Below are 11,435 nucleotides of genomic sequence, written 5' to 3'. Positions count from 1 at the left end.
ATCGTCAGCATGATATATATTGTCTTTTTTCCGCCTGACGACCATAGCGAGTGGGAACCACCTGATCCCTTGCCGAACTCAGAAGTGAAACCGCTCAGCGCCGATGGTAGTGTGGGGTCTCCCCATGCGAGAGTAGGTCATCGTCAGGCATTTATTAAGAAGAAGCCCGGTTATCGAGAGATAATCGGGCTTTTTCGCATGCATGGGGCAGACCCCTCTCTTTATATGTGGGGCCGCGCCGATAACCCCCTCGGCGCGGTCCGGCCGCTCGCAAGCTCGCGTCGTTCGTCCCCCCTTGCAGCTTCGCTGCAAACCCTGGGGTGACTCACCCCCATGCGAGAAACATTGTTACCTTGGTGGCGTCATCCGGCAGTCTTCGGGGGCAGAGCGGCGCCCTGGACGAGCGAGCGGAGGGTCCACCCTGACGTCAGGCATTTATTCAGAAGAAGCCCAATTCCGAGAGGAGTCGGGCCTTCTTTTTGTAAAGAGCGCATGCATGGGCTCTCTACAAGTTCAGTCCCTCTCTTTATATGTGGGGCCGCGCCGATACCCCCCCCGGCGCGGTCCGGCCGCTCGCAAACTCGCGTCGTTCGTCCCCCCTTGCAGCTTCGCTGCAAACCCTGGGGTGACTCACCCCCATGCGACTACCCTGTCGGGAACAGATCAGGCATGTATCACGAAGAAGCCCGCTTCCGAGAGGAGGCGGGCTTCTTTGGTTTCAGGCAAGTTTCAGCAAGACGGTTGTCGCGGCTCTGTGCCTAGAACGCGATGGTGGAGACGACCAGTTGGCTCGCTTGCAGCGAACGCAGGCCCAGGCGGTCGCCGGGTTCGATGACCAGAAGATCACCGGCCGCGAGTACCTCGCCGGAGACGAGTTCCACACGACCACTGATCAGGTACCAGGCTCGAAGTAGTGCGGGTTCCGGTGACAGGTGCAGGGTTTCCTGTTCGCTCAGCAACTGGTGTGTGAGGTAGCCGCGACTGCCGTATCTCACCATCAGGTTGAAGTCGCGATAGAGCCCCTGGCTCAGGGTTTGCCAGGCGCCGTCAAAGGTGTCGACTTCGAAGCGCCTGAGGTCCCTGGAGCGGTGCCCTTGATGCTCAAGGTGGGCCTCGCCTTCCAATACCATGAGGTGTCGTTCGTAGCCTGCCAGAGGGGTGAACAGGCACTCTTCGGACTCTACCGTGGCGGTGCTCAGGCGGACCTGAAAGTTCCGGTCGGCATAGTCACTGTCAACGGGAGCGATAAACAGCTCCCGCGTCGTGCCGCCGGACCAGAGGCGCGCGGGTGTCTCGGATGAGCGTCGAATGATCATGGGAGGTTGGCCAGCGAGTGCTGCGCCTCCTTTTGCCAAGGATCGTTTCATCGTCTCAAGGGTTTAAGTCGATGTGCTTGATCTGGCTCAAGAGATGCTGGGGTAGAGCGACTCTCGCTCGGCGCTGACTCCCGAATCACAACAGTTCGGCGAAAAAGTTGTGCTTACATCAAAATGATAGTCCTACGCCTGCATAGAAGGAACGGTCCGGCGCCGGTTCGAAATAGCGGTCGTTGCTGGCATTGATGCGGATATTGGCATAGTGGTCTTCGTCAAACAGATTGCGGATGCCGAGGTAGGTCGACAGTATCTGGTTGCCGCCCAGTCGCCAGCCGTCACCCGCACGAAGGTTGACCAGCCAGTAGCTGTCGACGTCTACCCGGTTGGCATTGTCCGCGACCATGTCGCCCACATACTGGGTTTCCAGGGTGGCAAAGTAACGGGTGTCCTGGCTGCCTGTCCCGTACCAGGTGAGCTGGTTGACCCAGGTTGTCTCCGGAAGCCCGGGCAGACGGTTGCCGTCCAGGTCACTACCGGAAACCTGGTCGAACTCGTAGCGTGCCAGGGTCAGGGCGGTATTGAGCTCCAGACGCGCCGAGGGCTGCCATCCTAGCGCGACTTCGAGCCCGTCGCGGCTGGTGTCGCCAAGGTTTTCGTAGAAGGTACGATCGCTGCCATCGATCTCGTAGGGGACCAGTTCATCGTCAACGTCGATCGAGAACAGGGTGACGTCGTAATCCAGTCCGGTGGGCAGGGTGCCGCGCACCCCGAGCTCACGGCTCCAGCTCTCCTGGGGCTCGACGTCGGGGTTGAAGCCACCACCTGCGGGATTGGCAAACTCCGAGAAGGTCGGTGTCTCGAAGGCGGTGGAGGTGTTGGCGTAGACCTGATGCAAGGGATGGAAGCGGTAGCTGATTCCCACGCTTCCATTGGTTTCGTGGAAGGTGCGTTCACCGCTCTGGTCGCCATCGTTGTCGTAGTCGTCGTCGATTTCCATGTCGATGCGATCGAAGCGTCCGCCGGCCGACAGTGTCCAGTGCTCATTCAGGGCAAGGTCGCCCTGGGCGAAGATACCCAGGCTGGTCGCCGTCTGGGTCTCGTCGGCCACTTCTCCCGTCACGCTGCCATCGAAGGCTACATCGCGGCGATGGCGGTCGTCTTCCTGGCGAGCGCCGTCGATACCCACCATGCTGTCCAGCGTCATGCCGGCGAGGTTGAAGCGTTGGTGATATTCGGCGCTGCCACCGAAGTGGTGACGTCGGTAGTCGATCAAGCTGTCGCCCGGATAGGGCAATTGCTGTTCGAAGTCTCGCCAGGTGGTAAATCCCTTGAGGTAGAGCTCCCCGGGGCCGAAGCCTAGATCCTCGTACTGCAATCCCACGACCTGCTGGTCCACCTCCTGGCCGGTGTCGTAGTCCTCGGTGAAGCGGCCCGCCTGTCGGCGATCTTCATCGACCTGGTCCTGGGTCAGGCCACCAGGATCTTCGGAACGGGGGTTGTCGAGCAGGTTGATGATGGCGGTGAGACGGCGTTGATCGCCCATATCCCGTGACAGGCTGGCGTTCAGCAAGCGCTTCTCGGTGCGGCTGTGATCCCGATAGCCGGCCAGTTCCAGTCGCGAGGCACCCAGGTGGTAGGCCCAGCCGTCGTGCTCGCCGCCGGTGGAAAGGGATTGCTTGTTGTAGCCGTCGCTACCGATACCGGCACGTATCGTCGTCGAGTCGTCACCTTCGTCACGCCCGTCCGCCGTCGTGACCGAAATGACACCACCGGCGGCATTGCCGTACTGAACCGCCGCCGGTCCCCTGATGACCTCGATCTGTTCTGCGTTGTCCAGGTCGATGGCATCGAGCTGGGCCTGGCCATCGGGGAGGGTGTAGGGAATACCGTCCACCAATATGGTGATGCCGCGCACACCGAAGGGAGCGCGGGCACCAAAGCCCCTGATGGAGACACGAGCACCCTGGGCGAAGTTGTCGCGATTCTGGATGAACACCCCAGGCACTCGAACCAGGGATTCATCGAGACGGACCCGCTGCTGACCTTGATGGATGTCGTCTTCATCGACCATCGAGACAGCCATCGGGGTGGTGAGTAGCTCGCGCTCCAGGCGCGGCGCCGACACCGTCAACACGGGTTGCTGCAGCTCGACGGCGCGGTCGTCGGTTGCGGCAGTCTGTGCGGTGACAGGCGTTGTCAGCGGGAGCAGCAGCAGGGCGGCGGCCGGGCGAGAGGTCATCAGGTTCATCCTTGAACGGCGAGGCGAGAAGGGAGTGGTGGCTCGAAAGAGCATCTTTATCGTTTAAGCACAATTCTAGAGAAGTCGCCTCCTTGGCACCACTCTTGGGAAGAGAGCCTGGTTCCCGTCGGTGCCTGGCCTTCCGCTAGACCAAAGTCGCTTTTCGTTGTGTGGCCAGGTAGTTTATCTTTTGAGCTGAAAAACGAACAGAAGTTCACTATGCGAACGAGCGCCGCTGGTCGAGTTGCCGGAAACGGTGTCGAGCGAGAGACCAATAATGAGCGCGCGTCGATGATAACGATAAAGTCCGGAGGATCCCCATGAAGACCCCCCTCGCGTGCCTGATGGCCGCATCCCTGACGGCCCTTTCCTGTGCCTCGGTTCAAGCGGCGACCACGCTGCGCATGGCCCACTTCTGGCCTGGTGCCTCTGGTATCAATACCCAGATCTTCGAGCAGTGGGCCAAGGCGGTGGAGGAAGACTCCGGCGGTGATCTGCGTGTTCAGGTCTTCCCTTCCGGTACCCTGGCCAAGGCTGACGACATCTATGAGGCGACCGTAAACGGCATCGCCGATATCGGCGCCACCGCTCAGGGCTACACCGCCGGGCGCTTCCCGCTGTCGCAGATCGTCGAACTCCCCGGGGTGGCCGATTCCGCGATACAGGGTTCATGCATCCTGCAGACCCTGCACGACGATGGCGGCCTGGGGGGAGAGTACGACGATACTCGCGTGTTGTTCATGTTCACCACCGGTCCCGGTTACATCCATACCGTGGATACCGACGTCCAGGTACCGGCCGATCTGGAAGGGCTGCGAATCCGTCGCCCGACCGCGGTGGCAGGCGATATCCTCGAAAACATGGGGGCAAGCCCGGTAGGCATGCCTGCCCCGGATATCTATACCTCCATGCAGCGGGGCGTGCTCGATGGCTTGAGCTTTCCCTGGGAAGGCATGAAGGGGTTTCGTATCAACGAGCTGGTCGAATACCACACCCAGGTGCCGTTCTATTCGCTGATCTTTGTGGCGACCATGAGCCAGCGTGCCTACGATCGGCTGACGCCGGAGCAGCAGGCGGTCATCGATGCCAACTCCGGCATGCAGTGGGCCCTCAATGCGGGGGAGGTGTTCCACGCCATCGACGAGGTGGGGCGGCAGGAAGCGGTGGATGCCGGCCACACCATTCGGGTGGTCGATGCGCCCCTCGACAACGCCGACTGGGCGCCGCCGCTCCAGCAGGGCATCGAGGATTACCTGAGCGGACTCGAGGAGCGCGGCTTGAGCCAGGCGCATGACGTCTATCAGGCGGCGCTGGCGGCACGTGAAAGCTGCGCCGGGACGGAGTGACGCCATGCAACCCTTTCTGGAAGGGGCCAGCCGTTGGCTGGCCCTGGTCTGTCGCTGGGTGGCGGGCGGCTGTCTGATACTGATGCTGGCGGTGACCATCGCCGACGTGGTGACACGCTACCTGCAGCGTCTGACCGATGGCGCCATCTCCTTTCAAGTCTTCGGTAGCGTCGAACTGGTCAGCTACCTGATGCTGTTTGCCTTGCTGGCGGCCATGTCGGCCAGCGTGGAGAAGAGCCAGGTGGTGGTCGAGGCCTTTTCCCACCGTCTTCCTGCGTCCATCGCAGCGCGCCTGCATGGCGTCTATCTGCTGGGCTTTGCGGTGCTTGGCGGGGTGCTGGCGACGGGCTTGGTGGGTGCGGCCCACGCCGCTGTCGAGTACGGCGAGGTCACCCAGGACCTGAGGATCTCGCTCGGGCCGATCTATCTTGTCGCTGCAGTGCTCAGTGCTCTGCTGGCGTTGCGCAGCCTGCTGCACGCGCTCCTGGGGGCGCTGTTCGGCCAGAGTGCGGAGGTGTCCCATGGCGACTGAAACGATCGGCGGGTTCGGGCTGCTGCTGTTGCTGGTGTTGATGATCCTGCGGGTGCCGGTAGCTCTGGCGATGCTGCTGGTCGGTGTCGGTGGTTTTGCCACGATCATCGATCTCGGCGCGGCGGTATCGATGTTGAAGTCGGTGCCGGTGGAGGTGATGTCCAACTACAGCTTCAGCGCGATTCCGATGTTCATCCTGATGGGCGTGCTGGCGGCGCATTCTGGCATGGCCGGCAAGCTTTTCCAGTCGGCTCGGGTGATCTGCGGTGGCTGGAAGGGCGGCCTGGCGATCGCCGCCGTCGGCTCCTGTGGCGTCTTTTCGGCGATTTCCGGATCTTCTCTGGCCACCGCCAGCACCATGACCCGGGTGGCCCTGCCGGAGATGGAGCGATACGGCTACCATCGTGGCCTGGCCACCGGGGCGCTGGCCGCGGGCGGCACCCTAGGCATCATGATTCCGCCCAGTATCGCCCTGCTGATCTATGCCATCCTGACCGAGCAGTCGGTGGGTGACATGTTCATGGCGGGTCTGGTGCCCGGGCTGCTGGGGCTGGTGCTGTACGCCCTGACCGTCAGCGTGGTCATGCGGGTCAAGCCGGAACTGGCGGTGGCAGGGCAAGCGACGAGCTGGGGCGAGAAGCTTGCCTCGCTCGGCGGGCTGGTGCCCTTCTTCGCGGTCTTCCTGGTCATGATCCTGGGCATCTACCTGGGCATCTTCACTCCCACCGAGGGGGCCAGTGTCGGTGCCTTTGCCACCCTGATCTACGCCCTGGTCAAGGGGCTGCGTGCACGGGAGCTGTGGTCTGCGGTCCAAGAGACCCTGGCGCTGTCGGCGGTGGTGTTCTTCATGCTGGTCGGTGCCGAGGCGCTGGGCTACTTCATTTCGCTCTCACGCATCTCGTTCTCCATCAGCGACAGTCTGTTTGCCATGGAGCTGACGCCCTTCGTTGTCGTGCTGTGCATCCTGGCCATGTACTTCCTGCTCGGCATGTTCATGGACTCGATCGCCATGCTGGTGATCACGGTGCCGGTGGTGTTCCCGATCATTCAGAGCCTGGGTATCGACCCGGTGTGGTTTGGCATCGTCACGGTGCTGACGGTCGAGTTGGGGCTGATCACGCCGCCGGTGGGGATGAACGTCTTCGTGATCAAGGCCATGGCGCCCCATGTGGGACTGGGGGAGATCTTCCGAGGCGTCTCTCCCTTTATCGTGTCTGACTTTGTGCGCCTGGCTCTGTTGCTGTTGTTCCCGACCTTGAGCACCCTCTTTTTGCTGTAGTCGGCATCGAAGCGGCGGCCAGTATTACGCTCAGCCCACCCCAAGCCCGCCATACGGCGGGCTTTTTTGATGCATTTAATGTCGGTTGGATGAGGTTTCTGATATGACGCTCTAGTCCAATATGAGCCTTTGTGGGAGGCGCGTTTCACTAAGCTTGCAGCGTGACACCATCGTAATGACGCGAGGGCTTGACGTGAGTGCGCGCAATATTTTTGTGGTGGGGCTGAACGATGACAATCATGAGCGTCTGCTGCGCTTGAAGGGTGCCGAAGAATGGCGCTTTCACCGAATTATTGCGCCGGAGGCGGTCTATGACACCGAAGAATTCGATATTCCCGCGATGCTCGAGGAAGCCGGCCAGACCCTGGACCGATTCGGCAGGCCGATAGACGCGATCATCGGCTATATGGATTTTCCGGTATCCACGATGCTGCCGATCCTGTGCAAGCGATTCGGTACCCGATCGACGTCGCTGGAAAGCTTGCTGAAGTGTGAGCACAAGTACTGGAGCCGTTGCGTTCAGCGCGAGGTGGTGCCGCAGTACATCCCCGGGTTCACCGCCTTCGACCCCTTCGACGAGGCGGCGTTGGGTCAGATCGGTGCGGCGGGGCTGTCCTTTCCCTTCTTCGTCAAGCCGATCAAGTCGTCGGGCTCACGGCTCGGTTTTCGCATCGAGACGCCGGAAGACTTTGCGCTTGCCATTGACCGTCTGAAGGCGGAGATCGGTTCCATCGCCGAGCCGTTCAACAGCGTGCTGGATCAGGCCAACCTGCCTTCGGAGATCGCGGCGATCGATGGCCATTACTGCATGGCCGAGGAAATCATCGGCGGCTGGCAATGCACGCTGGAAGGCTACGTCCACGATGGCGAGGTCGTGGTCTATGGTGTGGTCGACTCGATTCGCTACCCAGGGGTGTTGAGCTTCTTCCACTATCTGTACCCCTCGGCCCTGCCACAAAGGGTTCAGCAGCAGATGATCGACGCCACCCGCCTGGTCATGACCCGCACCGGCTTCGATCAATCCGCGTTCAACGTCGAGTTTTTCTGGGACGAACTCCAGGATCGCATCTGGCTGCTCGAGATCAACACACGCATTTCCCAGTCACATTGCGACCTGTTCGAGAAGGTCGACGGGCTCAGCCATCAGCAGGTGACGGTGGACCTGGCGCTGGGGCAGCGTCCGAGACTGCCCCACCGGGAGGGCGCCTACGCGGTCGCGGCCAAGTTCTTCTACCGCGTGTTCTTCCATGACGCCACCGTCGAACGGGTTCCCTCGGCGCAGACCCTCGCACAACTCGAACAGGACTACCCCGGCACGGTGATCAGTCTGCAGGTGGAGGAGGGGCAGCGTCTGTCGAGCCTGCCAGAACAGGATAGCTACAGCTTTGCATTGGCCTATATTTGGATGGGGGGCGACGACTATCAGACGCTGCTTCGTCGCTATCAGCAACTGGCGGCCCGACTGACCTTCGCATTCGGCGATATCGATAGTTGAGTCGGCGCGCCGCCGCTGTACCGAGCGTCACCGAGAGCGCTGGAGTGGCCAGGTTGCAGGGGTAGGGCGATCTCGGCAGAGCAGTATGGACAGGGCGGTCTCGACAGAGTGAGCTTGAAGCCAGTGCAAGGAGCGACGATGCGGGTGGTCAGCGATTTTCCGCGCAAGGTGATGGAGCAGGAAACCTGGATTCCACTGGCCGATGGCACACGGCTGGCTGCCCGTATCTGGCGGCCGGTCGATGCCGACGATGATCCGGTGCCGGCGATCCTCGAGTACCTGCCTTATCGCAAGCGTGACCTGACCGCGGAGCGAGACGCCCAGGTGCATCCTTACTGGGCCGGGCACGGCTATGCCGGGGTTCGCGTCGATATCCGAGGCACCGGCGAATCCGATGGCGTACTCACCGACGAGTACCTGCAGCAGGAACTGGACGATGGGGTGGCGGTACTCGAGTGGCTGGAACGCCAGCCCTGGTGTACGGGAAGTGTCGGCATGGTCGGTATTTCCTGGGGGGGCTTCAACGGCCTGCAGATCGCCGCCATGCGCCCACCGCAGCTCAAGGCGGTCATCACCATCTGTTTTACCGATGACCGCTACGCCGATGATATCCACCATATGGGCGGCTGCCTGCTGGCCGACAATCTTTCCTGGGCGTCGACCATGTTCGATGGCAATGCCATCCCGCCCGACCCGGCGCTGGTGGGTGGCGACTGGTTCAGGATGTGGCTCGATCGCCTGGACGGCAGCGGCCTCTGGCTTTCGCGCTGGCTTCAGCACCAGCGACGTGACGACTACTGGAAACATGGTTCGGTGTGCGAGGACTACAGCCGTATTCAGGTGCCGGTGTACGCCATCAGCGGCTGGGCGGATGGTTACTGCAACGCTGTCTTCCGGCTGCTGGCCGGTTTGACCTCGCCACGCAAGGGGCTGGTGGGCCCCTGGGCTCACAAGTACCCCCACCTCGGGGTGCCGGGACCGGCCATCGGCTTCCTGCAGGAGGGACTACGGTGGTGGGACCACTGGCTGAAGGACCAGGATACCGGGATCATGGACGAGCCGATGCTGAGGGTCTGGATGCAGCAATCGATGCCGCCATCGGCGCGCTACAGCGCTCGTCCCGGTCGCTGGGTCGCCGAGCCGAGCTGGCCCTCTCCCCACATCATGTCCCGGAGCTGGCGGCTGACCAGCGGGCATGACCTGCGTGGCGAGGACGGCATCGACGCGAAGGACGGCGATGACGACGAGAGCCTGGATATCCGCTCGCCGCTGTCGGTGGGCCTGTATGCCGGCAAGTGGTGTTCCTACAACGCACCGCCGGATTTGCCTCACGACCAGCGTGACGAGGACGGTGGCGCCCTGATTTTCCAGACGCCCCGGCTCGAGCAGGATCTGGAAATCTGTGGTGCCCCATCGGTGCAGCTGGAACTGTCCGCCGACCAGCCGGTGGCGATGGTGGCGCTGCGTCTTGTCGATATCGCCGAGGACGACAAGGCGACACGGGTGTCCTATGGGGTGCTCAACCTGACCCATCGTGACAGCGACGAACACCCGGAGCCTCTGGTGCCGGGGCGCCGCTACCGCGTGACGGTATGTCTCAAGCATATTGCCCAGCAGTTTCCGGCGGGGCACGCCATCCGGCTGGCGATCTCGACCAGCTACTGGCCGCTGGTATGGCCTGCGCCAAGGCCGGTACGCCTGACACTGTGGCCTGGTGCCTGTCGCCTGGTGCTGCCGACCAGGGTCCCCAGGCCGGCGGAAGAAGCGGCTCTGCGCCCCTTCGAGGAGCCGGAAGGGGCGCCACCGCTGGCCAAGACGCTGCTGCAGCCTTCCCAGGAAAGCTGGAAGGTGATCCGAGATCTGGCCAATGATCAGACCACATTGGAGGTGTTCCACGACGAGGGCAGCTACCGGCTGGACGATATCGCGCTGGACATCTCCGGCTCGGTGACCGAGCGCTACAGCTACTCCTACGGCAACTACGACAGTGTTACCGGCTGGACCGAGTGGCAACGTACCTTCCGCCGGGGGGACTGGGAGATCCACACCCTGACCCGCACTCGGCTGACCAGCGACGCCGACAGCTTTCGGGTGCGTGCCACCCTGGACGCCTGGCAGGGCGATACTCGAATCTTTTCGCGAAGCTGGGATGAGGTCTTCCCCCGGGATCTGGTCTAGGGCGAGCTTGGTGATCCGTCGCCTTGATGATGGAACTGGCGGCGGCGGAAGTCGCGGGGAGCCACTCCGCTGAGCCGCTTGAAGAAGCGGGTGAAGTAGGCGGGCTCGGAAAATCCCAGGCCATCGGCGATCTGGGCGATGGTCAGGTTGGTATAGGTCAACTCGCGCTTGGCTTCGAGCAGCAGACGCTGGTGCAGCACCGACAGGGCGCTTTGGTCCGCCAGGCGCCGGCACAGGGCGTTGAGGTGGGCCGCGCTGATGTCCAGCTCGCGCGCCATTTCCTCGATGCTCGGCTGCTGGCGAAAGCGCCGCTCGATCAGTGCCTGGTAGCGGGCCAGGTGGCCGTGGCCGGGATCGGTGCTCACGGCAGACCTGGCCCGGGTGGCCGGATGCGTCGCCAGGCGAGCCGCTTCCACCGTCAGCGCCTGGATCAAGGCGTCGAGCAGCACGTCGCGGTCCCGCGCCGGCCGTCGGTATTCCCCGTCGATATGTTCCACCAATGCCTGCAGTCGGTGTCTGGCGTCGGCTAGTGCAGTGACTCCCGCGCTGCGCCAGACCCTGCTGGCGTCCGGCAGTACCTGCTCGAGGTGGCTGACCAGCGGTGCCGCCAGGGTCAGGATGTGGCCCTGGATGTTCGGAGCGAAGGCAAACCCGTGAATGGTGAGCGCAGGTACCAGGATCAGCAGCGGGGCGGCCCGCCGTTGTCGGCTGTCTTCCAGTTGCAGTTCGACCTCGCCCGCGTGCAGCAGCAGCAGGTGAGTCAGGTCGACGTGGCGGTGGGGATGGATGCGCCAATCGTGAAGCCGACTGCGTTCGGCGATGGACTCGCAGTGCAGCAGGTCGGGGGTCGGCCAGCTACCGGTTTCCCCGTAAAGGGTAAAGGTGGGAACCGCTGACGATATCGTGGTGGACGGGGTCTCGGGGTTCATGGTCCGCGCTCCTGGCGGTTGCCGGGGAGGTGATTGAGCGTGACTACGACAAATGTCAGGGTGGATTCCGCGAAAAGTCCAGTTTGTGGCGAGGAATATGCCTTATCTGGGGTGGTGTTTC

8 protein-coding genes and 1 rRNA gene are annotated in these 11,435 nt (G+C 62.5%); 6 read left to right on the top strand and 3 right to left on the bottom strand.

Annotated features, from left to right (window positions below; all coding sequences use genetic code 11):
- The first annotated feature begins 33 nt into the window (after positions 1-33).
- A 5S ribosomal RNA gene (rrf, locus tag NFG57_RS17760) occupies positions 34-149 on the top strand.
- Between the two features lie 609 nt (positions 150-758).
- Here rrf and NFG57_RS17755 read toward each other — a convergent pair.
- Both NFG57_RS17755 and NFG57_RS17750 read right to left on the bottom strand, forming a co-directional pair.
- A complete protein-coding gene (locus tag NFG57_RS17755) occupies positions 759-1,316 on the bottom strand; it encodes a HutD family protein (protein ID WP_213231630.1) in 558 nt (185 codons plus the stop codon).
- A 169-nt stretch (positions 1,317-1,485) separates the two neighbouring features.
- Positions 1,486-3,555 (bottom strand): TonB-dependent receptor, encoded by a 2,070-nt coding sequence (locus tag NFG57_RS17750; RefSeq protein ID WP_348814885.1) that lies wholly within the window; start codon positions 3,553-3,555, stop codon positions 1,486-1,488.
- A gap of 320 nt (positions 3,556-3,875) precedes the next feature.
- Between NFG57_RS17750 and NFG57_RS17745 the strand changes: the two genes are divergently transcribed.
- The 5 genes from NFG57_RS17745 (at position 3,876) to NFG57_RS17725 (ending at position 10,385) form a co-directional block, all read left to right on the top strand.
- Positions 3,876-4,901, top strand: coding sequence for a TRAP transporter substrate-binding protein (locus NFG57_RS17745; RefSeq protein ID WP_222516119.1), 1,026 nt, complete (start codon positions 3,876-3,878; stop codon positions 4,899-4,901).
- 4 nt (positions 4,902-4,905) lie between these two features.
- Entirely contained in the window at positions 4,906-5,433 is a 528-nt protein-coding gene (locus NFG57_RS17740) for a TRAP transporter small permease subunit (RefSeq protein WP_045995308.1), read from the top strand.
- Positions 5,423-6,712 carry a TRAP transporter large permease gene (locus NFG57_RS17735; protein WP_348814884.1) on the top strand — a complete coding sequence of 430 codons (1,290 nt, stop codon included), beginning with the start codon at positions 5,423-5,425 and terminating at the stop codon, positions 6,710-6,712. Before NFG57_RS17740 ends, NFG57_RS17735 begins: the two co-directional genes overlap by 11 nt.
- Positions 6,713-6,905: 193 nt before the next feature.
- Entirely contained in the window at positions 6,906-8,207 is a 1,302-nt protein-coding gene (locus tag NFG57_RS17730) for an ATP-grasp domain-containing protein (protein ID WP_348814883.1), read from the top strand.
- 138 nt (positions 8,208-8,345) lie between these two features.
- Positions 8,346-10,385, top strand: a complete 2,040-nt coding sequence (locus NFG57_RS17725) for a CocE/NonD family hydrolase (protein ID WP_287164422.1) — start codon at positions 8,346-8,348, stop codon at positions 10,383-10,385.
- On the opposite strand, the gene NFG57_RS17720 is transcribed toward NFG57_RS17725, so the two are convergent.
- Positions 10,382-11,314 (bottom strand): helix-turn-helix domain-containing protein, encoded by a 933-nt coding sequence (locus NFG57_RS17720; RefSeq protein WP_348814882.1) that lies wholly within the window; start codon positions 11,312-11,314, stop codon positions 10,382-10,384. The genes NFG57_RS17725 and NFG57_RS17720 overlap by 4 nt on opposite strands.
- Positions 11,315-11,435 lie beyond the last annotated feature (121 nt).

It is taken from the genome of Halomonas sp. H10-59, from assembly GCF_040070555.1.
Lineage (GTDB): Bacteria > Pseudomonadota > Gammaproteobacteria > Pseudomonadales > Halomonadaceae > Halomonas > Halomonas litopenaei.
Note: the sequence above shows the minus strand (reverse complement) of the source record. Positions and strands in the feature narration are given on the sequence as shown.

What these genes read in the sequence shown, in the direction of transcription:
- NFG57_RS17725 (WP_287164422.1), top strand. Translation starts at nt 8,346, where the DNA reads ATGCGGGTGGTCAGCGATTTTCCGCGCAAGGTGATGGAGCAGGAAACC.
- NFG57_RS17740 (WP_045995308.1), top strand. Translation starts at nt 4,906, where the DNA reads ATGCAACCCTTTCTGGAAGGGGCCAGCCGTTGGCTGGCCCTGGTCTGT.
- NFG57_RS17745 (WP_222516119.1), top strand. Translation starts at nt 3,876, where the DNA reads ATGAAGACCCCCCTCGCGTGCCTGATGGCCGCATCCCTGACGGCCCTT.
- NFG57_RS17755 (WP_213231630.1), bottom strand. Translation starts at nt 1,316, where the DNA reads ATGATCATTCGACGCTCATCCGAGACACCCGCGCGCCTCTGGTCCGGC.
- NFG57_RS17720 (WP_348814882.1), bottom strand. Translation starts at nt 11,314, where the DNA reads ATGAACCCCGAGACCCCGTCCACCACGATATCGTCAGCGGTTCCCACC.
- NFG57_RS17750 (WP_348814885.1), bottom strand. Translation starts at nt 3,555, where the DNA reads ATGACCTCTCGCCCGGCCGCCGCCCTGCTGCTGCTCCCGCTGACAACG.
- NFG57_RS17735 (WP_348814884.1), top strand. Translation starts at nt 5,423, where the DNA reads ATGGCGACTGAAACGATCGGCGGGTTCGGGCTGCTGCTGTTGCTGGTG.